The following is a 25,826-nucleotide window of genomic DNA, read 5'->3' on the forward strand; positions in this document are numbered from 1 at the left end:
ACGACGATCAGGAACCGGAGACGACGGATGGCGAACAGCACTGCAACTCCCGCGACGCACGCACGAGGTCCGCGCAACGGCGCGCGGCGCTTCGCGCTACTGCCGCGCTCGCCTGCCTTCTGGTTCCTGATTCCCGCTATTTTCGCGCTGGCGGTCATCGGCATCTATCCGCTATTGCTTGCGCTCTACAACTCGTTTCACCAGTACAAGCTCGCGGATCTCGCATCGGGCACGCCGTTCGTCGGGTTCGACAATTACATCGCGACGCTCTCGGACCCTTCGTTCTGGGGCGCGCTCGGACGCACGGCGCTGTTCCTTTGCCTGACGTTGCCGATCGAAGTGGCGCTCGGTCTGTTCGCGGCGCTGATGCTGCATCGCACCGACCTGCGCTTCATGCGAGCGGCGGCGCGCGTGAGTCTCGTCATTCCAATGGCGACCACGTATGCGGTCGTCGGTCTGATCGGGCGGCTCATCTTCAACCGGCAGTTCGGCGTGGCGAACTATCTGACGAGCCTCTTCGGCATTTCACCGCAGGACTGGCTCGCCGATCCTACGCTCGCCTTCGTGTCGGTGATGATCATGGATGTGTGGCAATGGACGCCGTTTTGCGCGCTCATCATGCTGGCAGGGCTTTCGATGGTGCCCAAGGAAGCCGAAGAGGCTGCCCGCTTGGAAACGCCGAAATGGAGCATGATTCTCTGGCACTTGCAGCGGCCGTATCTATTGCCGGGCTTGACCGCCATTCTCATTCTTCGCTCGGCCGACATGCTCAAGATGTTCGACGCCGTCTTCACGATGACCCGCGGCGGCCCCGGCACCGCCACTGAATTCATCAGCGTCTATATCCAGCGCGTGGGCTTTCGGCTCTTCGATCAAGGCATGGCGTCGGCGCAGGCCATCATTCTGCTCATCCTGACCATCGTGCTTTCGCGTCTCTACATTCGCTTTGTTTATCGGGAGGCCGCGTGAGTACATCGGCTCTGCAAACGTCGAACAACGGCACGAGTCAGCGCGCGAGACGCGCGCGCGCCGCACGAAAGCGCGCGACCGTATGGCACTTTCTCGGGCTCGTGGTCGTGTTCCTGTCGTCTGTGTTTCCGTTCTACTGGATGGTGACGACCAGCCTGAAGAGTCAGGCCGATGCGCTCGCGTATCCGCCGAAGTGGCTGTTCAGTCCAACCTTGCATCACTATTCCGCTGCGCTTTTCGAGCACGACGTAGCAGGCAGCTTGCTCAACTCATTCATCATTGCGAGCTGCACGACGGTGCTCGCCATTCTGCTCGGAACGCCTGCCGCCTACGCACTCGCACGCTATGAGTTTCGCGGCAAGGAAGACCTGTGGTTCTGGTTCATCTCGAACCGGATGGTGAGTCCTGTGGTGCTCGCGGTGCCGTTCTTTCTGATCGCGACAAAGCTCGATCTCGTCGATACGCATATCGTGTTGATATTGCTGTATCTGACGTTCTCGTTGCCGATCGTCGTCTGGATCTGCACCGACCAGTTCCGCAACATTCCAGTCGAACTGGACGAAGCCGCGCGGCTCGATGGCGCGTCGCCGTGGCGTGTGTTCTGGCGCATCAATCTTCCGCTCGCGATGCCGGGCATCGTGGTCTCCGCGATCTTCGCGTTCATCTTCTCGTGGAACGATCTGCTCTATGCGCTGGTGCTGACGCGTACCGAGGCGATCACGTCGCCGGTCGCGGCGACGAGCTATATGAGCGGCTATGAGTTGCCGTGGGGCGAGATCATGGCGACCGGCACGCTGATCGTGCTGCCGATGGTGGTGTTCGCGTTGCTCGTGTCGGGCCGGCTCGTACAAGGGCTCACGATGGGCGCGGTGAAGTAGACTCGCGCCTTTTACAGCATGACCACAGTGAGAACATGAGCAAGACAGCGCCGACCATCGCCATTGCAGAGACAGACGAGTCCATCGACTCGGAGGAAGAGCTGCAGGCGCGCGTCGCCTGGCATTACTACGTCGGTAATCTGACGCAGCAGGAAATCGCGCAGCGTATCGGCAGCAATCGCGTGCGCGTGAACCGGCTGCTCGCGGCGAGCCGCGAATCGGGACTGGTGCAGATTACCATCAACAGCAAGATCGCGCCTTGCGTGGCGCTGGAAAGCGCGCTCGAACGGCGGTTCGGACTGGAATGCGCGGTCGTCGTGCCGACGGGCGCGAATACCGAGGCGAATAACACGGCTTTAGGCATCGGCGCGGCTTCGTACTTCGCCAAGCAGATCGTCGCGGGGCAGACCATTGGACTCGGCTGGGGCCGCACGATTCGCGCGGTCCTGCGTGCCATGCCGCAACGCAGTTATGGCGCGGTGTCGGCCGTGTCGCTGCAAGGGGGCTTGTCGCATTGCCCGAGCATTAATACGTTCGACATCGTCTCGGACTTTGCGAACATCTGCCGCGCGGACGGGTATCTCTTTGCCGCGCCTATCTATGTGAGCAGCCAGAAGGCGCGTGACGTGATCTTGCAGGAAGGCACGGTGCGCGAAACGTATGAACTCGCGCGCTCGGCGGACCTGGCGCTGCTGACGTGCGGAGATCTCACGGAATCGCTCGTCGTCACATATGGCATCGACAATCCCGACCAGTTGCGCACGCTCGAAAAAGCGGGCGCAGTGGGCGACATGCTCGGTCATTTCATGGATGAAGACGGCGAGTTGATCGACCATCCGCTGAATCGTCGCACCGTGGCGATCACGCTCGAAGACTTGCGCAAGATTCGCCGCGTGGTCCTCGTGAGCGGCGGGGCGAAGAAGTTTCATGTCACGCGTGCGGCATTGCGCGGGCGCTATCCGTCGGTGCTCGTCACCGACGAAGACACCGCGCGACGTCTGTGCGATGAACCCTGAAGAGTCCATGACGACGATCGACAGAAACCGCGAATTCGCCGGCAAGACCGTGCTCGTGACCGGCGCGGGAAAGGGCATCGGCCATGCGACGGCGCATCTGCTGACCGAGCGCGGCGCACGCGTGATTGCGCTGAGCCGCAGCGCGACGGATCTCGCCGCGCTGGCGAGCGAGACCGGTTGCGAGACGTTCGCCGTCGATCTCGCCGATGCCGATGCAGCCCGCGAGGCCGCGCGCGCCGCGCAGCCGGTAGACCTGCTCGTGAATTGCGCGGGCCTCGTCGAATTGCAGCCTTTTCTCGATACCACCGTCGATGCCTTCGATCTCACGATGCACGTCAACGTACGCGCCGCGATGATCGTGGCGCAGGAGTGCGCGAGGAGCATGATCGCGCGCAAGGCGGGCGGCGCGATAGTGAACGTATCGAGCCTGTCGGCAAATGTCGGCTTGCCGCTTCACGCATCGTATTGCGCATCGAAGGGCGCGCTCGATGCCATGACGCGCGTGATGGCGGTCGAATTAGGACCGCACGGCATCCGCGTGAACGCGGTCAATCCCGTCGTGACCATGACGCCGATGGCCGAGAAAGCCTGGAGCGATCCCGCGAAATCGGGCCCCATGCTCGCGCGCATTCCGCTCAATCGCTTCGTGCAGCCGGTGGAAGTGGCGCGCACCATCGCGTATTTGCTCGGCGACGATTCCAGCATGGTGAGCGGCGTGAGCCTCGCGATCGACGGCGGCTTTCAGGCGGGATAGCTCGCGACGCATTGAACAGATTCAATCCGACTCAATCGATTCAAACGAACAGCACGAAGGAACGATAATGGAAGCACTGGTTCTAGAAGAAGCACGCCGCATCAGCTTGCGCCCGTTCAGCTTGCCGCAGGTCGTGGGGCCGCGCGACGTGCGCATACGCATTCACACGGTCGGCATTTGCGGCAGCGATGTTCATTACTATCAGCACGGCCGCATCGGTCCGTTCGTCGTCAATGAGCCGATGGTTCTCGGGCACGAGGCATCCGGCACGGTGGTGGAAGTCGGCGAGGAAGTGACGAATCTGAAGGCGGGCGACCGCGTATGCATGGAGCCGGGTGTGCCCGACATGGAATCGCGTGCATCGCGCGAAGGCATGTACAACCTCGATCCCAAAGTGCGCTTCTGGGCCACGCCGCCGGTGCACGGTTGTCTCGCCCCTTACGTGGTGCATCCCGCCGCGTTCACCTACAAGCTGCCGGACAACGTGAGCTTTGCCGAAGGCGCGATAGTCGAACCGCTTTCCATCGGCTTGCAGGCTGCAAAGAAGGCCGCGATCAAGCCCGGCGATGTCGCCGTGGTGCTCGGCGCGGGCACCATCGGCATGATGTGCGCGCTGGCCGCGCTGGCCGGTGGCTGCAGCCGCGCGATCGTGTGCGATCTCGTGCAGGAGAAGCTCGACCTGATCGGCGGCGTGCAGGGCGTGACGGCGGTGAACATTCGCGACGAGCGCGTGCAGGACGTCGTGTCGCGGCTGACCGACGGCTGGGGCGCGGATATCGTGTTCGAGGCAAGCGGCAATGAGAAAGCGTTCGAAGGCATTGTCGATCTGCTCTGCCCGGGTGGCTGTCTCGTGCTCGTCGGCATGCCGCAGCGCGCTATTCCTCTGGACGTGGTCGCGGTGCAGATCAAGGAAGCGCGTATCGAATCCGTGTTCCGTTACGCCAATATCTTCCCGCGCGCCATTCAGTTGATTGCATCGGGCAAGCTGGACGTGAAGCCTTTCATCTCGCGCACGTTCCCGTTCGCGGAAGGCATCAAGGCTTTCGAAGAAGCGGCGAGCGGCGTGCCGACCGATGTGAAAGTTCAGATCGTGATGGAATGAGCAAGCGCTGACGATACATGACGGGAGACGCGATCATGAGCACGGCATCGGCTGACAGCAGTGACGAAATGACGGCGATCGTATGCCGCGCACCGAAGGATTATCGCGTCGAACGCGTGAAGCGCCCGCGCGCCGCACGCAATGAGTTGGTGATCCGCATTGCTGCGTGCGGCATATGCGCGAGCGACTGCAAGTGCTGGTCGGGCGCCAAGATGTTCTGGGGCGGCCCGAATCCGTGGGTCAAAGCGCCAGTTATACCCGGTCACGAGTTCTTCGGCTATGTCGAAGAGCTCGGGGACGGCGCCGCCGAGCACTTCGGCGTGCAAGTCGGCGACAGAGTGATCGCCGAGCAGATCGTGCCTTGCGCGAGGTGCCGCTATTGCAAGTCCGGTCAGTACTGGATGTGCGAAGTGCATAACATCTTCGGCTTTCAGCGCGAAGTCGCCGACGGCGGCATGGCCGAATACATGCGCTTTCCGCCGACTGCCATCGTGCACAAGATACCGGACGGTATCTCGATCGAAGACGCGGCCATCATCGAACCGCTCGCTTGCGCGATTCATACGGTGAACCGCGGCGATATTCAATTGAACGATGTCGTCGTGATCGCGGGCGCAGGCCCGCTCGGACTCATGATGGTGCAGGTGGCGCATCTCAAGACGCCGAAGAAACTCGTCGTCATCGATCTCGTCGACGAGCGCCTCGCGCTCGCGCGCGAATACGGCGCGGATGTCACGATCAACCCGAAGAACGACAACGCGCTCGAGATGATCCGCTCGATCACGGATCAATACGGCTGTGACGTGTATATCGAGACTACCGGTTCGCCTTCGGGTGTGTCGCAGGGTCTCGAACTGATTCGAAAGCTGGGGCGTTTCGTCGAGTTCTCGGTATTCGGAAGCGATACGACCGTCGACTGGTCGATCATCGGCGATCGCAAAGAGCTCGACGTGCGCGGCGCGCATCTCGGGCCGTATTGCTATCCGATCGCCATCGACCTTCTGGCGCGCGGACTCGTGACGTCGAAGGGAATCGTCACGCACGGCTTCACGCTCGAAGAATGGGATGCGGCTATCGAGGTCGCCAATTCACTCGATTCGATCAAGGTGCTCTTGCGGCCCAAATAATTGCCGTGCGAGGACGAGTGAGTTGGTCTTCGAAAGACCTGCTCACATGCCCGATCTGGGAGAGAACGGCAACGACGCTTCCATTTGGCGCGCGGTTTGCTCTTGTCAGCAAACCACCAACCGCTGGACCGCTCTCTCAGGACACGGCAGTGAACGCGCTCTTGCATATTCGGGTGCTGACAGACGCACTCTCCGGGTGTGCCGAAGACGGCATCAGGATTCAAATCGCGCCCGGCCTTTATGAAGCGCATCAAGAGGACGACACGCTTGTGTTCGTCGATGCCGACCCGCGCATGCGCGGCGCGGTCTCCGTGGATCTGCACGAATATCTGAATACCACCGTCTTTCCCGAAGAACTCGCGCGCAAGGGCCTCATAGAGATCGTCTGATTCGGATGAGGCGCACGAACGCAACTCACTGATGGAGCGATTCGATCTCTCTCTTTCGAAAGCAACTAACGGTCTTTGCCGTCCGCGCCATTCATATCAGACAGCGTATCGGTCCACATTGCAATTTCGTAAAGCAAAGCCGTTTTTTTCATTCACGCTCATTTCTTAAAGCAGCGCTACAATCTCTCGTCCCTATACAGCCAGCCGCACGCGTCCTTGCGGCTCATGGCGCCCTATAGCGGCGTCAACGCACAGCACCGTCCGGCGCCACTGCCGTCGCACGCAGCCCCGCGATCGCGCCATTCGCTAAAACCAACGCATAAGCCGGAGCCGCTCATGACTACGCTTTCCATCAATGGTCAGTCACACACCGTCGACGCGCCCCCAGACATGCCGCTTCTCTGGGTGTTGCGCGACCTGGTCGGCTTGACCGGCACCAAGTTCGGCTGCGGCATCGCCCAATGCGGCGCGTGCACCGTGCATCTCGACGGCGTCGCGGTGCGCTCCTGCGTGCTGCCCGTCGCGGCCATCGGCGACAAGAAGATCACGACGATCGAAGCTGTCGGCGCAACGCCTGCCGGCAAGAAAGTGCAGGACGCATGGAATCAGCTCGATGTCGTTCAATGCGGCTACTGCCAGTCCGGACAAGTGATGTCCGCTGCCGCGTTGATTGCAGCAGTGCCCAATCCGACCGATGCCGATATCGACGCCGCGATGACCGGCAACATCTGCCGCTGCGGCACGTACAACCGCATCCGCGCGGCCATCAAGCAAGCAGCGAAGGGAGCGTGACATGTCGCGAGGACTACTCGAAGCGGGACGTCATGCGGCTTCCGCCGGATTTTCGCGCCGTTCGTTTCTGAAGCTCGGCCTGACCGCCAGCGTGACCGCGAGTGGCGGCTTTCTCATCGGCTTCAGCTTGCCCGCCGCAAGTCAGGATCAGAGCAAAGGCAAGTCGGTTATCGGCGGCGATGGCGTGGAGCCTGCTCAGGCGGGCGTCTTCGCGCCTAACGCATTCGTGCAGATCGACAAGGCCGGCAAGGTCGTGCTCATCATTCCGAAGGTGGAAATGGGGCAGGGCGTCTATACGTCGTTGCCCATGCTCATTGCCGAAGAACTCGAAGTGCCGATCGATAGCGTCACCATCGACCATGCGCCGCCCGATGAGAAGCTTTTCATGGATCCGCTATTGGGCGGTCAGCTGACAGGCGGCTCCACCTCCGTGCGCTACGCGTGGGAGCCCATGCGCAAGGCGGGCGCGGCAGCGCGCATGATGCTGGTCGCGGCGGCCGCGCAGCAGTGGCAATGCGATGCATCGACATGTCATGCAGAAGGCGGCAAGGTCGTGCATGCATCGGGGGATCGCACGGCGAGCTATGGCGAGCTCGTGCAAGCGGCGGCAAGCATGCCGGTTCCGCAAGACAAAGATATCAAGCTCAAAGACCCGAAAGACTTCAAGATCATCGGCACGAAGGTCAGGCGCCTGGATTCACCGGAAAAGGTGGATGGCACTGCAATGTTCGGGCTGGACGTGCGTTTGCCTGACATGGTCTATGCGGCCATCGTCAATTGCCCGGTATTCGGCGGCAAGCTCGCTTTCGTCGACGATACGAACGCGCGAAAGATTCCCGGCGTGCGGCAAGTGATCAAGTTCGACAACGGCGTTGCGGTCGTCGGCGATCACACGTGGGCTGCCAAGCGAGGCGCCGCGGCATTGTCCATTCATTGGGACGAGGGCGCGGACGGCAATCTATCGACGAAGCAGATCATCGACGAACTGGCGGTTGCATCGCAGAAGTCAGGCGCCGTCGCGCGAAAGGACGGCGATGTCGGCAAAGGATTCAATGACGCTAAGACACGCGTCGATGCCGTGTATCAACAGCCGTTTCTCGCGCACGCCACGATGGAGCCGGTCAATTGCACGGTGCATGTACGCCCCGATGGCTGCGACATCTGGCTCGGCACGCAAGTGCCGACGCGCATCGTCGACGCGGGCGTGGCCATCACCGGATTGCCGCGCGAAAAGATCGTGCTGCATAACCATCTGCTGGGCGGTGGTTTCGGCAGACGGCTCGAAGTCGACATGGCGACGCAGGCGCTCAAGATCGGCAAGCAACTCGGCACGCCGGTGAAGGTCACATGGTCGCGCGAAGAAGACATTCAGCACGACATGTACCGGCCGTACTACTACGACAAGCTCTCGGCCGGACTCGATGCGAATGGCAAGCCCATTGCGTGGACGCATCGCATCGTGGGTTCGTCCATCATGGCGCGGTTCGCGCCGCCCGCATACAAGAACGGCATCGACCCGGACGCCATCGAAGTCGCGGCCGACCTTCCGTATGACTTCCCGAATCAGGTGATCGAATACGTGCGTCAGGAGCCGCGGCATGTGCCGACTGCTTTCTGGCGCGGCGTGGGCCCGACGCGCGGCACGTTCGTCGTGGAGAGCTTTATCGACGAACTCGCTGTGCAAGCCAAGATCGATCCCGTGCAATACCGGCGCGATCTGCTCAACAAGACACCGCGCGCGCGCAATGTGCTCGATGTCGCGACGCAGGCGGCCGGCTGGGGCAAGACATCCATGCCGCAGGGCCAGGGACGCGGCGTATCGGTCATGCATGCGTTCGGCAGTTTCTTTTCGATGGTCGCCGACGTCACCGTCAACAAGGACGGCGAGGTGCGGGTCAATCGCATCGTGTGCGCGGTGGATTGCGGCATGGTCGTCAATCCCAATACGGTGGAAGCGCAAGTGCAGGGCGGCATCATCTTCGGCATCACGGCTGCGCTCTATAGCGAGATCACCATCGAAAACGGCCGCGTGCAGCAGAGCAACTTCACCGATTACCGCATGTTGCGCATCGACGAAACGCCGCCTATCGAAGTGCATATCGTCAAGAGCACCGAAGCGCCGGGGGGAATCGGCGAGCCTGGGACGGCGGCGCTCGCGCCCGCCATCACCAATGCGATCTATGCCGCAACGGGCAAGCGCCTGAGGCAGTTACCGGTCGGCAACCAGTTGCGTAGCGCCTAAGGAGACCCGCCATGAAATTTGCCCTCAGGCCTTTCACGGCCGCGTTTCTCGCGGCGAACGTCGCGCTTGCGGCAGCGCCTTTGACGGCGCGCGCGGATGCGTCGAGCGACGCGCTCGTCGCTCGCGGCGCTTACCTCGCCAAGGCCGGCGATTGCATCGCCTGTCACTCCGCGCCACGCGGCAAGCCCATGGCAGGCGGCTTGCCCATGACGACACCGCTCGGCGCCATCTACACGACGAACATCACGCCGGACCCGGATACGGGCATCGGCCGCTATACCGAGGAAGACTTCGCGCGCGCGCTGCGCGAAGGCGTCGCGAAGGATGGCCACAATCTCTATCCGGCCATGCCTTATCCCTCGTACGCGAAGATCAACGACGAGGACATGCATGCGCTCTACGCTTACTTCATGCATGGCGTCACGCCGGTCAAGCAGGCGAACCGCGCAGCGGATATCAAATGGCCGCTCAACATGCGCTGGCCGCTCAAGCTCTGGAACGCGGTCTTTCTCGACAAAGGCGTCTATAAGGACAAGGCCGGCAAGGACGTGGCATGGAACCGCGGCGCGTATCTGACGCAAGGTCTCGGGCACTGCGGCGCGTGCCACACGCCGCGCGGCATTGCGTTTCAGGAGAAGGGGCTCGACGAGAGCAGCACGGCTTATCTGACGGGCGGCGTGCTCGACAACTGGTTCGGTTCTAATCTGACCGGAGAGCACAACACCGGGCTCGGGCGCTGGTCGGAGCAGGACCTCGTCGCGTTTCTGAAGACGGGCGCAAACGCGCACGCGACTGCATTCGGTTCCATGACGAGCGTCGTGAACAACAGCACGCAGATGCTCACCGATCAGGACGTGACCGCGATGGCGCACTATCTGAAGTCATTGCCGGCCGCGGGCGGCAACGGCAACGCGCCTTATTCATACGATTCGAAGGCGACGAAAGTGTCGTTGACGCGTCCGGCATCGGATTCCGGCGCGCGAGTGTATGCGGCCTTCTGCATGCATTGCCACGGCATCGACGGGCGGGGTTTCGCGCCGATGCTCTCGCCGCTCGCGGGCAATCCGAACTTGCTGGAGAAGGATCCTTCTTCACTCATCAACGTGACGCTGAACGGCACGGAGAATCTCGTCATTCAAGGGGTGCCGGCGCCGTATCCGATGCCTCGCTACGCGCCCGTTCTGAATGATCAGCAGATAGCGGATGTGGTGACTTTTATTCGCGGCGCATGGAATAACAACATGCCGGCTGTGCAGCCCGAGGACGTGGCGAAGATGCGCAAGGCAACGCAGGCAGCGCGCTAGCCGCGTAATTTGTGGCGCGCGGCGTCAGGAAGAAAAATCGATCACGTCCAGGTGAATGGAATTGGACGGATGCGCCAAAAACTTCCGATGCACGCGCGCGCTGATGCGTTCGTAACCGTCGTTCAGCGCTTTCAGAAGGCGCTCGTCGCTCGCGCCGACGGGCGCCCAGAAACATTGCTCTAACGCCTTGCGCGTGATGTTGCAGTGAATTTCCCGCTCACGGGAAAACGCGACGAAGCTGACCGTGGCACGGTCCGCCGAAATAGTCGCATTGATGCAGAGCTTGCTTGTCATGATTCGACAGAAGGTTTGCGGTTCGCTGCGTTTATTCTGTCAGAAATCGGGAAGTGTGCGCATCCTCGTTCCGTTGCAACGTACGCCAGCCGCCATACGCGGCTAGCGCACTTTTCGAACGTTCGTTCGCGCGATGATGGCGCATGCCGGCTCGACAAAAGCCGGGCAAGAAAGTGAAACAGCGCTTTCTCAGTTGTACTACCCTTAGAACCGTCGTCGTATGAGCGGGCGCGGAGTCGATCCATCGCGCTTGCAGTGTTTATCTACAACGTCAACACGTGATGCGAGACAGGCGCGCATTGCGACAAGCCGGAGCGGAGCATGAAGCATCCCTCGCTATTGGATCCCTGGAGCCGTACACTCGCCATGCTCGACAATCGTTCGGGCCGCTGCACTCATTCCGCGCAAGCGACATCGCCGGTATCGCGCTCTGTCGAGAGCCGCGGGCGCGGCAATGTGGACGCCCCGAACGGTCACGTGCCTGCGGCGAACATTCGATTACTCGAGCGCCTGAGCGAATCGACGCTCGCGCTTTCATGGCACGACCCGACATCGTTCAACTATTCAGAGCAGGTCTGGGCGCTCTGCACTGCGCGCAAGGGCGGCGTCTGCGCGCTGAGCGGGCAGGCCATTCGCCGCGGGCAACCCGTCTATCGACCGCGGCGCGTCGGCAGTTCGGTGCCGTTGAATAGCGGCGCGATGATTCTTGCGCTCGCGCTCGCGCCCGCCGTTCACGAGTCGACGGAATGACGTCGGGCTCACCCTGTCACTCGACTTAACCGAGCAAAGGGCTGTGCGTTTTCGAGTAGCCGCTGGCACGGTCATACGCAAGTCCCATCTGCAGCACGGCAAGGTCCGTCTGCGCCGCGCCGATAATCTGGAGGCCCATCGGCAGGCCGTTGGGACCGAAGTCGGCCGGCGCGCATAGCGCTGGTAACGAAGCCATCGTTGCCGGCACGACCGCTTCCATCCAGCGGTGATACGTGTCCATCTTTCGGTCGCCGATCGAAGACGGCCAGTGCATCTGCGCATCGAAGGGAAAGACCTGCGCGGCGGGCATCACCAGAAAGTCGAAGCGTGCGAAGAGGGCGTTGATCGCTCGATACCACGCCGAGCGTTCTCGCACGGCGTCATACACCTGTTCTCCCGAAAGCCGTAGCCCCCGCTCGATTTCCCACACGGCTTCGGGTTTGAGCATCGCGCGGCGGGTTTCGTCGCGATAAAGCGGCGCGTTCACACCGGCGAACGCAAAGCTGCGCAAGTCGAGCCACGCGTGCCATAAGCGTTCTATATCGAAGTCCACGCGCGCGGCTTCTACTGAGCAGCCTGCCGCTTCGAAATGGCGCAACGCGGACGCGCAGGTTTCGAGCACGCCGGGTTCCATCGGCAAATGACCGTCGAGGTCTGCGAGCCACCCGATGCGCGTGCCGCGCATGTCGCGTTCGAGCGCGGACGAGAAAGCGGAAGGCGCGTCGCTCCGACGAGAGAGCGGCGCGCGTGCGTCGAAGCCTGCCTGAACGGATAGCAGTAAGCCCAAGTCTTCCACTGTGCGCGCAATAGGGCCTACGACGCTGAATTGCTGGAAGAAGACATCGTCGCTGGGACCGTAAGGCACGCATCCGGGCGAACTGCGGAACCCGAATACGTTGTTGAATGCGGCGGGCGTACGCAGCGAACCCATCATGTCGGTGCCATCGGCGAAGGGCAGCATGTGAAGTGCGACGGCAACGGCCGCGCCGCCGCTGCTTCCGCCCGCCGAACGCGATGTATCGAACGCATTGCGCGTGGTGCCATACACAGGGTTATAGGTATGACCGCCGAGGCCGAACTCAGGCGAGTTGGTTCGCCCGATGAAGATCGCGCCGGCGCGCCGCATACGCTCGAAGACGATGGCGTCCGCCTGACTGACTTCGCCTGCGAAAATGGGCGATCCCTTGGTCGTCACCATGTCTGCGACAGGCAGGATGTCCTTAGGTGCTTGAGGAAATCCGTGCAACGCGCCGAGACTTTCACCGCGCGATAACTGCGCGTCGCGCGCCTGCGCGAGAGCGAGAAGCGCATCGCGATCTTGCATGGCGACGATTGCATTGACTCGCGGATTCAGGCGGTCCACTTGCGCGAGATACGCTTGCATTACTTCCACGCATGAGACGTCGCGGGCTTGAATGGCTCGGGATAGCGCGCGGGCATCGAGCGACACGATATCGTTTTGCGCATGCGAATCAGAGTGCGTTGTGGGCATCGCGTCTTTCCTTTTAGCTGAAGCATTAGCGGACATCAGCGCGTGCTTATCATGTCGCGCGCTGGCCGGTGAGCATGGCGCGCTTGCCTGCGAAGCCCGGCGTCTTGCGATACACGAAACCATGTTCGAGCAGCGCCCGCTTCACGAGTCCAGCGCTCGTGTAAGTCGCAAAGGTTGCATCGGGCTTCGCGAGGCGCGCGAGCATGGCGAAGGTGTCGGGCGTCCACATGTCCGGATTCTTTTTCGGCGCGAAGCCGTCGAGAAAGATGGCATCCGCGGTGAAGCCGAGTGCCAGCGTCAAAGGCCACGCATCGGCGATATCGGAGAAGATCAGCGTCAATGTCAACGCGCCGGATGCAAACATCAGCCGATGCACGCCCGGACTGAGCGGTGGCCACGCGCAAGCCAATTCATCCGCGAGCGGGCTGATGGACGCATCGTCGATGATGGCCGCATGCGCGCGCCTCAAATCGTCTGCGCTAAACGGATGCTTTTCGATCGACACGAATTCGAGTCTTTCCGGGCGATGTGGATGTGTGCGCCACATAGACCACGTCGCGAGAAAATTGACTCCCATGCCGAAGCCGGTCTCGATGACGTTGAAAGAGGCTTGCCCGCGCCAGCGTTCAGGCAGGCCATTGCCTTGCAGAAACACATAGCGTGCTTGCGCAAGCGCGCCCGACGCACTGTGATAGATGTCGTCGTGCCTCGGGCAAAACGGCGTGCCGTCGGCGCGAAAGGCGAGCGACGCGGGCAAGATCGGCGTGGTCATGTCTGCGATGGCTTGTCCAATGCAATGCCCAACTCACTCGCCATATGCTCAACCATCGCGCGCAATTGCGTTACCTCTTGAGCAAGCCGCTTGTGGTCCGCCTTCAGCGCCTCGAATTCCGACAACGAATGCGACGCGCCCGCTGACGCGTCCGGAGAAGGCGCATCGCTCACACTCACTTCTCCGCATAGCAAGTGCATCCAGCGGCTCTCGCGCTCGCCCGGCGTACGCGGAAGTTTGACCACGCGAGGCGGGTCGCTTTCGGCAAGCTCTTCGAGGAAGCTTTCGACTGACGATATATCGGCGAAGCTATGCAAGCGGGCGCTGTTCGCGCGCAGTTCGGCCGCTGTCTGCGGTCCACGCAAGAAGAGCGTCGCCAGCAGCGCGACGGACTGGCTGGGAATGCCCATTACGCGATTGATGTTGTGCTCGAAACGCGGCACGCGGCTGCTGCTTCCCTCGATGACGAGCGAAAGGCGCTTGAGTCCGTCGATGGTCGTCAGCACTTCGTCTTCGGTGACGCTCATCACGGGCGAACGCGCAGTCTTCTGATTGCAACCCGCAGTGAGTGAATTCAGCGACAGCGGGTAGGTGTCGGGCACCGTCTGCTGCTTTTCGACGAGCACGCCGAGCACCCGCGCTTCGAGTGGAGTCAGTTCGCGCAACGCGGAACGAGGGGCGCTTTGAGAAGGTGTGTTCATGAACGGTCAGAATGATTCGCCAGGTTCCCTATGATACCGGCGCCCGACGCGTGCCGATGTTACGCACCGTCGTGCGGCACGGCGCTGTTTGTGGCAGTGTGCATGAGGCGGCAGTGCCGCGCTCTTTTGGTGCAGCGGTGCGTTGATGCGAGATGCGACTCCTATGCGTTCAACGAATTAGCGGTTTTCCGTGCATTGGCATCGAAGTTGCTCGTTCCATTCTCGGCACTGGGCCGCCCGCGCAATGGATGCAAGGACTGCATGCATGGACCGAAGGCATCGCGCTTCGAGGTCGCCTATGAAACAAGCAAGCCGGATGCATCGCACGGTCATTCGGTGCGCCGGGTCGTCAGGCTCTTCAATATCGCGAGTGCAACCAGAACACCAACCACAAGGGATCCATTCCCGGCACGCACTTGATAGGAAAGACGCGCCATGACGCAAGCATTCTTCAACGAGATGTTCGAGCGCAGCGAGCTCGAAGCGCGCGGAGTACCGGCGTCGGCATTTCCTGCCGCGGGCGAGCCCCGCATGCACTACCGCGAATTCATGGAGTGGTTGAGCGCGCAAAGCGAAAGACAGATCGATCTCAAGCGCGCGGAAGCGGACCTGAATTTTCGGCGCGTCGGTATTACGTTCGCGGTCTACGGCAAGAGCGACGTACCGGGCATTATTCCCGAACGCACGATTCCGTTCGACGTCATTCCGCGTATTTTTCCGGCGGATGAATGGAAGGCGCTGGAGCGCGGTCTCAGGCAACGCGTGAACGCGCTCAACCGCTTCATCCACGACATCTATCACGATCAGGACATCATTCGCGCGGGCATCATTCCCGAAGCGCAGATCGTGGGCAATGCGCAGTATCGGCCGCAGATGCGCGGCGTCGATGTGACGCGCAATATCTACGCGCACATTGCCGGCATCGACATTGTGCGTGCCGGTCAGGGCGAGTTCTATGTCCTCGAGGACAACTTGCGCGTGCCGTCCGGCGTGTCGTACATGCTGGAAAACCGCAAGATGATGATGCGGCTCTTTCCCGATCTCTTCGCGCGTAACCGCGTCGCGCCGATCGCGCATTATCCGGACTTGCTGCTCGATACGTTGCGCGCGGCTGCGCCCGCCGGCGCGGACAATCCGACCATCGTCGTGATGACGCCCGGCATGTACAACTCCGCGTACTTCGAGCACGCTTTCCTTGCGCAGCAGATGGGCGTGGAACTGGTGGAAGGGCAAGACCTTTTCGTCGACGGCGGCTATGTCTATATGCGCACGACGCAAGGGCCGCAGCGAGTGGACGTCATTTACAGGCGCGTCGACGATGACTTTCTCGACCCGCTCGTCTTTCGCCCCGATTCGGCATTGGGCGTAGCGGGGCTGATATCGGCTTATCGCGCGGGACACGTTTCATTGTGCAATGCGGTGGGCACGGGTATCGCCGACGATAAATCCATTTATCCGTATGTGCCGGACATGGTGCGCTTCTATCTTGGTCAGGAGCCGATACTGAACAACGTGCCGACATGGATGTGCCGCAAGCCCGATGATCTGAAGTATGTGCTGGATCATCTGCCGGAACTGGTCGTCAAGGAAACGCACGGCGCGGGCGGCTACGGCATGCTGGTCGGGCCGTCGTCCACGACCGCGCAAATCGCCGAGTTTCGCGCGGTGCTCGAAGCGAATCCCGAGAAGTACATCGCGCAGCCGACACTCGCGTTGTCCACCTGTCCAACTTACGTGGAAGCGGGCATCGCGCCGCGTCATATCGACTTGCGTCCGTTCGTGCTTTCGGGCACGGACGTGCGCATGGTACCGGGAGGACTGACGCGCGTTGCGCTGCGCGAAGGGTCACTCGTCGTGAATTCGTCGCAAGGCGGCGGAACCAAGGATACGTGGGTACTGGAACGCTAATACACGCACTCGAGACCATCACAATACATACGCGAGACTACCCATGCTGAGCCGTACCGCGGATCATCTCTTCTGGATGGCGCGCTATACCGAGCGTGCCGAAAACACCGCGCGGATGCTCGACGCGAATTATCAACTGTCGCTCTTGCCTCAATCCGACGAATATGCGGAACTCGGCTGGCGGGCGATGCTCTCGATCTCCGAATTGAGCGGCATCTATTCCGCCGCGCATCGCAGCATGAAAAGCCGCGACGTGATCGACTTCATGGCGCGCGATATCTCGAACCCGTCGTCCATTGTCAGTTGCCTGCGCGCGGCGCGCGAAAACGCGCGGGCCGTGCGCAGCTCCACCAACAGCGAGCTATGGGAGACGCTCAATACGACATGGCTCGACTGTCAGCGCATGCTGCATGACGGCATCTTGGAGCGCGAGCCCTATACGTTCTTCGAGTGGGTCAAGTTTCGCTCGCACTTGTCGCGCGGCGTTCAGCTCGGCACGCTCGTCAAGGACGACGCGTTCTACTTCATGCGTTTAGGCACTTTCGTCGAGCGCGCGGATAACACGGCGCGCATTCTCGACGTCAAGTTCGAGATGATGGAGCAGCGCGCGGACACCTCCGTGCAGCCGTTCGACTATCACCATTGGACAGCGGTGCTCGGCTCTGTCTCCGGTTTCGAGGTGTATCGCAAGGTCTATCGAGATGTCATCACGCCGGAGCGCGTTGCCGATCTGCTCATTCTCTATCGCGACTGGCCGCGCTCGCTTGCGGCGAGTCTCGCGGAAGTCGAGCAACTCATCATTCACGTGACGAAGGGACGCGATGCCGAAGCCGTGCGGCTTGCGGCGCAACTCAGTGCGGAACTGAGAAACGGCAATATCGGCGAGATCTTGGAAGGGGGCTTGCACGCGTATCTCGTGAGTTTTCTGGCACGCGTGAATGAGCTCGCGAGCAGCATCAGCCGCGAGTTTCTATTGCCTATCGCGGCTGAGTTGCCTTCGGAAAGTCAGAGCCAAAGTCAAAGCCAAACACAGACCCAGACACAGACGCAGACGCAGACGAACGGCGGATCGCAAGCTCAGTCGCAAGCGGAATCGCCGGTGCAGTCACAGAGTTCGTCGAGCTGAACCGTGCGCTTAACGCTTGGCCGCTGCGGCGACGACACGATGAACAAAACGCAGCTTGTCGATAACGGGCGGGGCGAGCGTGAACGGATAGCCATCCGGCATGCCGAGACTCCGGTTCAGGCTGTTCAGCGCATACGTGAGCGGAAACCAGCGCTTCATCAGGTCATCGAACGTGCTTTCCTCGATGGGCGTGGTGTCCGTGAGCGTCGGTTCATGCGGACTGTCGGGCACGAGAACGAGACCGCACGATACGGCCGTATCCATCGTATCGACGATATGCAGGTAGTGCGCCCACGTCTCGGCCCAGTCCTCCCACGGATGCATCGTTGCATACGCGCTAATGTAGTTCTCTGCCCAGTTCGCGGGCGGGCCTTCCTTGTAATGGCGATCCAGCGCGGCCGCATAGTCCTGCTGTTCATCGCCGAATGCGGTTCTGAACGGCGCGACGCGCGGCGTGTCCGCGATGAGGCGATCGAAGAAATAGTGCCCTGTTTCATGGCGGAAATGGCCGAGCAACGTGCGGTACGGCTCGTGCATCGCGGAGCGCACTTTCTCGCGATGCGCGTCATCGGCTTCGGCGATGTTGAGCGTGATGATGCCGTTGTTGTGTCCTGTCATGACGCCGCGTCCTTCCTCGTCTCCTTCGAGGAACTGGAATTCGAGGCCGTGTTCAGGGTCTTGCTGACGCGACTGCACGGTCAGACCGAGATCCGAGAGTGTAAAGAGCAGGCGGCGTTTGGCTGTCTCCAGCCGATACCAGTAAAGGCGATTGCCGGGCGTCTCCAGATTGGGGATGGTGCTCGTCAGCTGGCACGACGAACAGAGCGGCTCCTCGGAATCCGCAGGGACCATCCAGTTGCAGACATTCTCGACCGCATAGTTATGGCAAGGGCGATAGAGCTGATCTTTGGCGAGCGGATGAAGGCTCTTCCACGCGCCGTCCTCCGTCTCGTCGAATGCACTGATCTGACTCAGTTCGGGGACATAGCCAAGCTTCGCGCCGCAGTTTTCGCAGTGCGTGTTCTCGAAGAACACAAGCTGATCGCAGCGGTTGCAGTGAAAGGTCTTCATTGTGTGAGCCGGAAGGAGGGATGGGTCCGGGTGCTGCCCGGAAGTCAGCGCCATGCTGCAAACAACGTGCCTCTTGCAAAGGTTCAGGGTTCAGTCGTTAGCTGTAAATCGAAAAAGGAGTCGGTGTGTCCATACGTGTCGCGTTGAACCATGTTACGCATTATCGCTATGACCGGCTCGTCGGTCTCTCGCCGCAAGTCGTTCGCTTGCGGCCCGCTCCGCATTGCCGCACCCCGATTCTCTCTTACTCGATGCGCGTCGAACCGGTGGATCACTTCATCAACTGGCAGCAGGACGCATTCGCCAATTACCAGGCGCGGCTCGTTTTCCCCGAGAAAACGCGTGAATGCAAGGTAACGGTCGATCTGGTGGCCGAGATGGCCGTTTACAATCCGTTCGACTTTTTTCTCGAACCGTCTGCGGAATCGTTTCCCTTCAGCTACGCGCCCGAGTTGCTGCACGACCTCGCGCCGTACATGATCAAGCGCGAACTGACGCCGCGATTCGCCGCATTCGTCGAGAGCATCGACCGTTCGGCGCAACCGACGGTGGACTTTCTGGTGGGATTGAATCAGCGCCTCTCGCGTGAGATTCGTTATCTGATTCGCATGGAGCCCGGCGTGCAAACGCCGGAAGAAACGCTTGTAAGCGGGGCGGGGTCTTGCCGCGATTCGGGCTGGCTGCTTGTCGAGACGTTGCGACATCTCGGGCTCGCAGCACGCTTCGTGTCGGGCTACCTGCTGCAACTCGCACCGGACGTAAAGTCGCTCGAAGGTCCCAGTGGCACCGACGTCGATTTCACTGATCTTCACGCGTGGTGCGAGGTCTTCTTGCCGGGCGCAGGTTGGATCGGATTCGACCCGACCTCCGGCTTGCTCGCGGGCGAAGGCCACATACCGGTCGCGTGCACGCCCGAGCCGGATAGCGCGGCGCCTGTCTCCGGCGCAGTGGATGAATGCGAAGTCGAGTTCGGGCATTCCATGTCGATTGAGCGCGTGCGTGAAACGCCGCGGGTGACGAAGCCTTATAGCGAGGAGGACTGGCAGGCCGTGCTGCGCATGGGCGAACAGGTCGATGCGCAGCTCGACGCATCGGACGTGCGTCTGACCATGGGCGGCGAGCCGACCTACGTGTGCGTGCGCGACCGCGATGCACCGGAGTGGAACACGGACGCGCTTGGGCCCACGAAGCGTGCTTACGCGGTCGCGCTGATGGACAAGCTGCGCGCGCAATACGGCGCGGGCGGTTTCCTGCATATCGGGCAGGGCAAGTGGTATCCGGGCGAGCAGTTGCCGCGCTGGGCGTTGTCGCTCTTTTGGCGCGCGGACGGCGAGCCTTGCTGGCACAATCCCGCGCTCTTCGCCGACGAGCGGCAGCCCGCGAGTTACACCGCGGACGATGCCGCCCGCTTCATTCGTCACCTCGCGGGCAAACTATCTTTGAATGCAGAATACATTCAGCCGGGCTACGAGGACACGTGGTACTACCTGTGGCGCGAACGCCGTCTGCCTGTCAATGTCGACCCTTTCGATTCCCGCCTCGACGACGAGCTCGAACGAGTGCGCTTGCGCCGGGTATTCGACGCGGGGTTGCCCTCGGTCACCGGTTACGCGTTGCCGATCGCGCGGGAGGAAAGCGCGGCGGGCCGGCCGGGCCGCTGGACGACCGGCCCGTGGTTCTTCCGCGATGAGCGGATGTACCTCGTTCCGGGCGATTCGCCGATGGGCTATCGCTTGCCGCTGGACTCGCTGCCGTGGGTCGCGGAAGCGGACTATCCGTGGCAGCACGAGCACGATCCTTTCGCGCCTTCCGTGCCGCTGCGTCGCGCAGCCGAACTTCGCATGCAGTACGCAGACCGTAATGATGCATTCGGCATGCAGCATGCAGCACGCAAAATTCCGAGCGACGCGACTGAGGACTCGACCGGCGAAGCAACGCAAGCGGCCACTGCCGCCACTGCCGCCATTGCAGACAAGAAGAGCCGAATGCCCGAGCGCGGCGAGTCTGCCGGCTGGATCGCGCGTACCGCGATCTGCGTCGAAGCACGCGACCCGGCGCGCGCGGCCGGTCCGAAAGTGGAAGCGGCAACGCTCGCAAAGTCTGGCCAAGGCAACAAGTTGATGCACGTGTTCATGCCGCCGCTCGTTGCGCTCGACGACTATCTCGACATGCTCGCGGCCGTGGAAGCGACCGCCGCCGATCTCGGCATTCCGGTCATCATCGAGGGCTATCCGCCGCCGCGCGACCCGCGCCTCAAGGTGCTTCAGGTGACGCCCGACCCTGGCGTGATCGAAGTGAACATTCATCCGGCGTCTAACTGGGCGGAACTCGTCGAGCACACCGAATACCTCTACAACGCCGCGCACGAGTCGTATCTGACGCCGGAGAAGTTCATGCTCGATGGCCGGCATACCGGCACCGGCGGCGGCAACCACTTCGTGCTCGGCGGAGCGACGCCGCCCGATAGCCCGTTTCTGCGACGCCCCGACTTGCTGGCGAGCCTGATCGCGTACTGGCACAACCATCCGTCGCTATCGATGCTGTTCTCGGGGCTGTTCATCGGACCGACGAGCCAGGCGCCGCGCATCGACGAAGCGCGCAACGATCAGGTGTACGAGCTCGAGATCGCGTTCGCCGAATTGCAGCGGCAAGTCGACCTGCTTGGCGGACGCGGCAGCGCCAAAGTGCCGCCCTGGCTTATCGACCGCATTCTGCGCAACATCCTGATCGACGTGACCGGCAATACGCATCGGGCGGAATTCTGCATCGACAAATTGTATTCACCCGACGGTCCGACCGGCCGCCTCGGTTTGCTCGAACTGCGTGGATTCGAAATGCCACCGCATGCGCGCATGAGTCTCGTGCAGCAATTGCTGCTGCGCGCGCTCGTCGCCCGCTTCTGGGAGAAGCCCTATACGGCGCGGCTCACGCGCTGGGGCACGGAGTTGCATGATCGCTTCATGCTCGGCACTTTCGTGCAGATGGACTTCGACGACGTGATCGCCGAACTGCGCGACGCGGGCTTCGCCTTCGACAAGCGTTGGTTCGCTCCGCATTTTGAATTCCGTTTCCCGGTCGTCGGTGCGTACGAGACAGCCGGCATCGCGATGACGATTCGCCACGCGCTGGAACCGTGGCACGTGATGGGCGAGGAGGGCATGATCGGCGGCACCGTGCGCTATGTCGATTCGTCGGTCGAAAGGCTCGAAGTACGCGTGCTGGGTCTCAACGGCAGTCGACATGTCGTGACTGTCAACGGCGAGCCCTTGCCGTTGCAGCCGACCGGGCGCGTCAGCGAGTACGTCGCGGGCGTGCGGTTTCGCGCGTGGTCGCATGCCACGTCTTTGCATCCGACTATCGGGGTGCATGCGCCGCTGACTTTCGATATCGTGGATACATGGACCGGTCGCGCGATCGGCGGCTGTCAGTATCACGTCGCGCATCCGGGTGGCCGCAACTATCAGACGTTCCCCGTGAACGCCTATGAAGCGGAGAGTCGCCGGCGTGCGCGCTTTTTCGCGAGCGGTCATACGCCGGGCGCGATGCATGTCGAAACGCGCGAGCCCAGCCTCGAGTTTCCGTTCACGCTCGACTTGCGCCGCTCATGAAAGCCGTTGAAGCGCAAGCATGACAAGTGAGGCCATCTTGGCGTTCCAATCGACATTGCCTTTCGATACCACGGCCGCGCGTACCGACGCTTTAGCGCTCTTGCGCGCGTTGCCTGTGCGCGAAGGGCATTGGGACGAGTTGCGCGATGCTTCAGGGCACTTGCGCGAGCCGTGGCGGCGGTTCTTCGAATTGCTCGGCGAGCAGGGCATTGCGCGTCTCGACGACGGCGTGGCCGCCGTCGCGCGACAGGTACGCGATAACGACATCACGTACAACGTCTATGCCGATAACGGCGAGCCGCGCGCATGGTCGCTCGATCTCTTGCCGCTATTGATCGACGAGCGCGAATGGGCCGTCATCGAACGCGGCGTCGCGCAACGCGCCCGCTTGATGGAGGCAATCGTCGCGGATGTCTACGGCGCGCAAACGCTTCTGCAACGAGGGCTGTTGCCTGCTGCGCTCGTGTTCGGGCATCCAGGTTATCTGCGTTCGGTGAAAGGCTTCGTGCCCGCGAACGGAGGCTATCTGCAGATCGTCGCGGTGGATCTCGCGCGTGCGCCGTCGGGCGAATGGACCGTCATCGCGCATCGCACGGAGGCGCCGTCGGGCTTGGGCTACGCGCTCGAAAACCGCATGATCGTGGCGAGTCTCTTTAACGATGCGTTCCGGACGCTGCGCATCAACGGGCTTGCATCGACGTATTCGCAACTCGTCGCGACGCTTGCGCAGGCGGCCCGAGGCATCATGCGCAATGATGAAAGTGGCGGTGGCGACGCGCCTCATATTGCGCTGTTGAGTCCGGGGCCCTTTAGCGAAACTTACTTCGAGCATATCTTTCTTGCGCGTTATCTGGGCGTGACGCTCGTGGAAGGCAAGGATCTGACAGTACGTCACGACAAGCTCTATCTGAAGACGCTAGCCGGCCTCTCGCGCGTGCATGCCGTGTTGCGTCGTCTGGACGATGCGTTCTGCGATCCGGTCGAGTTACGCGCGGATTCGACCATCGGCGTTCCCGGACTGTTGCAGGTCATGCGCGCGGGCAACGTGGCGGTCTCCAATGTGCCCGGCGCGGGCTTCACGGAATCGCCTGCGCTTCATGCGTTCTTGCCCGGCATCGCGCGTGCGATGCTGAATGAGGACTTGCATCTCCCGACCGTGCCGACGTGGTGGTGCGGCGAAGACTCAGCGCGACGCGAAGCTTTCGAGAAGCTCGATCGCGCTTTCGTGGTTCCCACCTGGCCCGGCACGTTTGAGGATGGCGCGCCCGGCATCGAAGCGGGATCGCAGGTGCTTGCGGACTGGCGTGAGCGCATCGAGCGCGCGCCCGACATGTTCACCGTACACGAAGACCTGCCGTTTTCTAGCGCCCCGCGTTTTCACGATGGCGCGCTCGGCTCTCGCTCATGTGTCTTGCGTGCCTATGCCATCGCGCGTCCGGACGGAAGCTGGAGCGTGATGCCCGGCGGCTTCACACGCCTTGCAGCGGACAAGCGCGCCACGGTGTCGATGCAGTTCGGCGGCAGCAGCGTGGATACATGGGTGCTGGCTACTCATCCCGGTCCCGCTGTGCCACTGCGTCCATCGCCGATGCAGCCCGGTGATTTGCGCAAGCATCGCGTGGTATCGAGTCGCGCGGCGGAAAATCTGTTCTGGGCCGGACGCTATGGCGAGCGCGCCGAGAACAACGTGCGTCTCTGCCGCCTGTTGCTCGGCACGCTCGAAGCCAATGATGCCGACGAGATGTTCTCCACGCTCGTCGAACTGGCCGCGCAATGCGGCCTCATTCCGTCCATCGATACGCTTGCGCGAAGTTCGCCACACGCATTCGAGCGCGTGCTCGTCGCGGGACTGGCGGAGACGGCATCGGCAACGAGCATCGGCGGCAATCTCGCGAATCAGGCGCATGCATGCGGCGAGATTCGCGACCGGCTTTCCACCGATCACTGGCGCACGATTCTCGCGGCGCGCAACGACTTCCGCGATGCGCTCGCGCGCCTCGGCCTCATCACGCCCGACGTGCCGAGAGATTATGACCGCGTGATGTTGAGCGGCGCGCTCGAACATCTTGCGACTCAACTGCTCGCGATCAGCGGCGCGCAAGGTGATCGCATGACACGCGATGAAGCGTGGCGCATGATTTTCATTGGCAGGATGATCGAGCGCGTGTCGACGATGGCTACGTTTCTGCGAATCTTCGCGGCGCAAGGCACGTTGACGCATCCGGCCGGCTTCGACTTGCTGTTGCACCTTTTCGATACCACGCTCACGTATCGCTCGCTTTATCCCGGCCGGCTCGAAGCGGCCGCGTTGATCGACCTGATCGTCGTGGACCCGACTAATCCGCGCGGACTCTATGGCGTGCTGGTCCGCTTACGCGCGAAGCTCGATGAGATGGTGAAGACCGCCGGCGCAGCGCGGCGCGCGCATTTCATCGGTATTTCACTCGACCTCGATAGCTTGCCGCCCCTCGATGCCTTGTGCAAAGCCGACGAAGGCGGGCAGTTCGGCACGCTCGTCCAGCTTTGCGATCGGCTGCTTGCATCGGTGAGCGCGGCATCGAACGAAGTCAGCGCGCACTACTTCAGTCATGCCAATCCCATTGCTGCGCAGGTGTCCTAATGAATGCGACGATCGACAAAGCGTCCAGATCGACGACGCTCGCAGTCACGCATCGCACGACATATCGGTACTCCACGCCCGTCGAAATCGCTCAGCACCTCGCGACCATCCGTCCGCTGCATACGCCGTGGCAGCAGGTCATCGCTCACTCCGAGCGCATCGAACCGGCTCCATCGTATGTACATAGCCGCGTCGATGCATTCGGCAACGACCTGCTTTATTTCTCGCTGGATGCGCCGCATGAGCGTCTCTCGATGACCAGTGAAACGACGGTGCGTCTCAGCCCACGCTGGACGAAGCTGGACCCTCGGGCGACGCCGCCGTGGGAAGAGGTCGCACGACGGCTGCGCTACACGGCGGGTTCGCCGTTTGTCCGCGAATCGGAGTACTGTTATGCGTCGCCCAACATTCAGTTGACCCAGGCGTTGCGCGAATACGCGTTGCCGAGTTTTGCGCCGGCCACGGCGCTGATCGCGGGCGCGATCGACCTCATGCACCGCATCCATGCCGACTTCACGTACCGGCCTTCATCGACCACGTTCGATACGCCCGCTACACGCGCCTTCGAACTGCGCCAGGGCGTATGTCAGGACTTCGCGCAAGTCATGATCGGCTGCCTTCGCACGTTAGGCTTGCCGGCGCGTTATGTGAGCGGCTATCTGCGTAACGACCCGCCGCCGGGTCAACCGCGACTGATCGGCGCCGATGCCTCGCACGCGTGGGTGTCGGTGCATTGCCCGCAAAGCGGATGGATCGACCTCGATCCGACCAACGACGTGCTCGCCGATCTCGACCACGTGACGCTTGCAACTGGTCTCGATTACAGCGACGTGTCGTTATTGCGCGGCATGATCCTTGGTGGCGGATCGCATCATGTCGACGTCGCCGTGAACGTTCTAGCGCTATAAAAC

General features: G+C 61.9%; 20 protein-coding genes and 1 pseudogene. 16 read left to right on the forward strand and 5 right to left on the reverse strand.

Annotated elements, in window-relative coordinates; all coding sequences use genetic code 11:
- The first annotated feature begins 27 nt into the window (after positions 1–27).
- The 10 genes from LDZ24_RS25430 (at position 28) to LDZ24_RS25475 (ending at position 10,573) form a co-directional block, all read left to right on the forward strand.
- Positions 28–969 (forward strand): carbohydrate ABC transporter permease, encoded by a 942-nt coding sequence (locus LDZ24_RS25430; protein WP_248324651.1) that lies wholly within the window; start codon positions 28–30, stop codon positions 967–969.
- Positions 966–1,847, forward strand: a complete 882-nt coding sequence (locus LDZ24_RS25435; RefSeq protein ID WP_248324652.1) for a carbohydrate ABC transporter permease — start codon at positions 966–968, stop codon at positions 1,845–1,847. Before LDZ24_RS25430 ends, LDZ24_RS25435 begins: the two co-directional genes overlap by 4 nt.
- A gap of 35 nt (positions 1,848–1,882) precedes the next feature.
- The gene (locus tag LDZ24_RS25440; RefSeq protein WP_248324653.1) at positions 1,883–2,863 is read left to right on the forward strand and encodes a sugar-binding transcriptional regulator; all 981 of its coding nucleotides are present in this window, start codon (positions 1,883–1,885) and stop codon (positions 2,861–2,863) included.
- Positions 2,864–2,870: 7 nt separating this feature from the next.
- Positions 2,871–3,617: an SDR family oxidoreductase gene (locus LDZ24_RS25445; RefSeq protein ID WP_248324654.1), complete on the forward strand. Its 747-nt coding sequence runs from the start codon at positions 2,871–2,873 to the stop codon at positions 3,615–3,617.
- A 67-nt stretch (positions 3,618–3,684) separates the two neighbouring features.
- On the forward strand, positions 3,685–4,719 hold the full coding sequence (locus LDZ24_RS25450; RefSeq protein ID WP_175945501.1) for an NAD(P)-dependent alcohol dehydrogenase: 1,035 nt from the start codon (positions 3,685–3,687) through the stop codon (positions 4,717–4,719).
- A 35-nt stretch (positions 4,720–4,754) separates the two neighbouring features.
- Positions 4,755–5,846 carry an alcohol dehydrogenase catalytic domain-containing protein gene (locus tag LDZ24_RS25455; protein ID WP_248324655.1) on the forward strand — a complete coding sequence of 364 codons (1,092 nt, stop codon included), beginning with the start codon at positions 4,755–4,757 and terminating at the stop codon, positions 5,844–5,846.
- Positions 5,847–5,863: 17 nt separating this feature from the next.
- Complete coding sequence (locus tag LDZ24_RS25460; protein ID WP_248324656.1) at positions 5,864–6,235, forward strand: hypothetical protein; 372 nt, start codon at positions 5,864–5,866, stop codon at positions 6,233–6,235.
- A 336-nt stretch (positions 6,236–6,571) separates the two neighbouring features.
- A complete protein-coding gene (locus tag LDZ24_RS25465; RefSeq protein ID WP_175945496.1) occupies positions 6,572–7,027 on the forward strand; it encodes a (2Fe-2S)-binding protein in 456 nt (151 codons plus the stop codon).
- Between the two features lies 1 nt (position 7,028).
- Complete coding sequence (locus LDZ24_RS25470; RefSeq protein ID WP_248324657.1) at positions 7,029–9,269, forward strand: xanthine dehydrogenase family protein molybdopterin-binding subunit; 2,241 nt, start codon at positions 7,029–7,031, stop codon at positions 9,267–9,269.
- Between the two features lie 11 nt (positions 9,270–9,280).
- A complete protein-coding gene (locus LDZ24_RS25475; RefSeq protein WP_248324658.1) occupies positions 9,281–10,573 on the forward strand; it encodes a cytochrome c in 1,293 nt (430 codons plus the stop codon).
- 24 nt (positions 10,574–10,597) lie between these two features.
- Here LDZ24_RS25475 and LDZ24_RS25480 read toward each other — a convergent pair whose 3' ends face one another.
- Positions 10,598–10,867 (reverse strand): DUF1488 family protein, encoded by a 270-nt coding sequence (locus tag LDZ24_RS25480; RefSeq protein WP_175945490.1) that lies wholly within the window; start codon positions 10,865–10,867, stop codon positions 10,598–10,600.
- A 321-nt stretch (positions 10,868–11,188) separates the two neighbouring features.
- Here LDZ24_RS25480 and LDZ24_RS25485 point away from each other — a divergent pair, with 321 nt between their 5' ends.
- The gene (locus LDZ24_RS25485; protein ID WP_248324659.1) at positions 11,189–11,617 is read left to right on the forward strand and encodes a DUF3331 domain-containing protein; all 429 of its coding nucleotides are present in this window, start codon (positions 11,189–11,191) and stop codon (positions 11,615–11,617) included.
- A 25-nt stretch (positions 11,618–11,642) separates the two neighbouring features.
- On the opposite strand, the gene LDZ24_RS25490 is transcribed toward LDZ24_RS25485, so the two are convergent.
- The 3 genes and pseudogenes from LDZ24_RS25490 to LDZ24_RS25500 all read right to left on the reverse strand — a co-directional run bounded on the left by LDZ24_RS25490 (position 11,643) and on the right by LDZ24_RS25500 (position 14,582).
- Positions 11,643–13,109: an amidase gene (locus LDZ24_RS25490; RefSeq protein WP_248324660.1), complete on the reverse strand. Its 1,467-nt coding sequence runs from the start codon at positions 13,107–13,109 to the stop codon at positions 11,643–11,645.
- 55 nt (positions 13,110–13,164) lie between these two features.
- A pseudogene (gene mnmD, locus LDZ24_RS25495) lies at positions 13,165–13,881 on the reverse strand (tRNA (5-methylaminomethyl-2-thiouridine)(34)-methyltransferase MnmD); the annotation flags it as partial.
- A complete protein-coding gene (locus LDZ24_RS25500; RefSeq protein ID WP_248324661.1) occupies positions 13,878–14,582 on the reverse strand; it encodes a YceH family protein in 705 nt (234 codons plus the stop codon). The gene LDZ24_RS25500 and the pseudogene mnmD, both read right to left, overlap by 4 nt.
- A gap of 435 nt (positions 14,583–15,017) precedes the next feature.
- Between LDZ24_RS25500 and LDZ24_RS25505 the strand changes: the two genes are divergently transcribed.
- Entirely contained in the window at positions 15,018–16,490 is a 1,473-nt protein-coding gene (locus LDZ24_RS25505) for a circularly permuted type 2 ATP-grasp protein (RefSeq protein WP_248324662.1), read from the forward strand.
- Positions 16,491–16,533: 43 nt separating this feature from the next.
- Entirely contained in the window at positions 16,534–17,616 is a 1,083-nt protein-coding gene (locus LDZ24_RS25510) for an alpha-E domain-containing protein (RefSeq protein WP_248324663.1), read from the forward strand.
- Between the two features lie 9 nt (positions 17,617–17,625).
- On the opposite strand, the gene LDZ24_RS25515 is transcribed toward LDZ24_RS25510, so the two are convergent.
- Entirely contained in the window at positions 17,626–18,687 is a 1,062-nt protein-coding gene (locus LDZ24_RS25515) for a putative zinc-binding metallopeptidase (RefSeq protein ID WP_248324664.1), read from the reverse strand.
- 125 nt (positions 18,688–18,812) lie between these two features.
- On the opposite strand from LDZ24_RS25515, the gene LDZ24_RS25520 reads away from it, so the two are divergent.
- From LDZ24_RS25520 to LDZ24_RS25530, 3 genes are read left to right on the forward strand one after another with little or no spacing between them, the layout of a single operon-like run.
- Positions 18,813–22,295: a DUF2126 domain-containing protein gene (locus tag LDZ24_RS25520; protein WP_248324665.1), complete on the forward strand. Its 3,483-nt coding sequence runs from the start codon at positions 18,813–18,815 to the stop codon at positions 22,293–22,295.
- A gap of 37 nt (positions 22,296–22,332) precedes the next feature.
- Positions 22,333–24,915 carry a circularly permuted type 2 ATP-grasp protein gene (locus LDZ24_RS25525; protein WP_248324666.1) on the forward strand — a complete coding sequence of 861 codons (2,583 nt, stop codon included), beginning with the start codon at positions 22,333–22,335 and terminating at the stop codon, positions 24,913–24,915.
- The gene (locus LDZ24_RS25530; protein ID WP_248324667.1) at positions 24,915–25,823 is read left to right on the forward strand and encodes a transglutaminase family protein; all 909 of its coding nucleotides are present in this window, start codon (positions 24,915–24,917) and stop codon (positions 25,821–25,823) included. The genes LDZ24_RS25525 and LDZ24_RS25530 overlap by 1 nt, the downstream gene beginning before the upstream one ends.
- Positions 25,824–25,826 lie beyond the last annotated feature (3 nt).

This window comes from Caballeronia sp. Sq4a (assembly GCF_023170545.1).
Taxonomy (GTDB): domain Bacteria; phylum Pseudomonadota; class Gammaproteobacteria; order Burkholderiales; family Burkholderiaceae; genus Caballeronia.

Bases quoted from the DNA above. Each gene is read 5' to 3' on its own strand.
- LDZ24_RS25430 (WP_248324651.1), top strand. From the start codon at position 28: ATGGCGAACAGCACTGCAACTCCCGCGACGCACGCACGAGGTCCGCGC.
- LDZ24_RS25440 (WP_248324653.1), top strand. From the start codon at position 1,883: ATGAGCAAGACAGCGCCGACCATCGCCATTGCAGAGACAGACGAGTCC.
- LDZ24_RS25445 (WP_248324654.1), top strand. From the start codon at position 2,871: ATGACGACGATCGACAGAAACCGCGAATTCGCCGGCAAGACCGTGCTC.
- LDZ24_RS25450 (WP_175945501.1), top strand. From the start codon at position 3,685: ATGGAAGCACTGGTTCTAGAAGAAGCACGCCGCATCAGCTTGCGCCCG.
- LDZ24_RS25455 (WP_248324655.1), top strand. From the start codon at position 4,755: ATGAGCACGGCATCGGCTGACAGCAGTGACGAAATGACGGCGATCGTA.
- LDZ24_RS25465 (WP_175945496.1), top strand. From the start codon at position 6,572: ATGACTACGCTTTCCATCAATGGTCAGTCACACACCGTCGACGCGCCC.
- LDZ24_RS25470 (WP_248324657.1), top strand. From the start codon at position 7,029: ATGTCGCGAGGACTACTCGAAGCGGGACGTCATGCGGCTTCCGCCGGA.
- LDZ24_RS25475 (WP_248324658.1), top strand. From the start codon at position 9,281: ATGAAATTTGCCCTCAGGCCTTTCACGGCCGCGTTTCTCGCGGCGAAC.
- LDZ24_RS25480 (WP_175945490.1), bottom strand. From the start codon at position 10,867: ATGACAAGCAAGCTCTGCATCAATGCGACTATTTCGGCGGACCGTGCC.
- LDZ24_RS25485 (WP_248324659.1), top strand. From the start codon at position 11,189: ATGAAGCATCCCTCGCTATTGGATCCCTGGAGCCGTACACTCGCCATG.
- LDZ24_RS25490 (WP_248324660.1), bottom strand. From the start codon at position 13,109: ATGCCCACAACGCACTCTGATTCGCATGCGCAAAACGATATCGTGTCG.
- LDZ24_RS25500 (WP_248324661.1), bottom strand. From the start codon at position 14,582: ATGAACACACCTTCTCAAAGCGCCCCTCGTTCCGCGTTGCGCGAACTG.
- LDZ24_RS25505 (WP_248324662.1), top strand. From the start codon at position 15,018: ATGACGCAAGCATTCTTCAACGAGATGTTCGAGCGCAGCGAGCTCGAA.
- LDZ24_RS25510 (WP_248324663.1), top strand. From the start codon at position 16,534: ATGCTGAGCCGTACCGCGGATCATCTCTTCTGGATGGCGCGCTATACC.
- LDZ24_RS25515 (WP_248324664.1), bottom strand. From the start codon at position 18,687: ATGAAGACCTTTCACTGCAACCGCTGCGATCAGCTTGTGTTCTTCGAG.
- LDZ24_RS25530 (WP_248324667.1), top strand. From the start codon at position 24,915: ATGAATGCGACGATCGACAAAGCGTCCAGATCGACGACGCTCGCAGTC.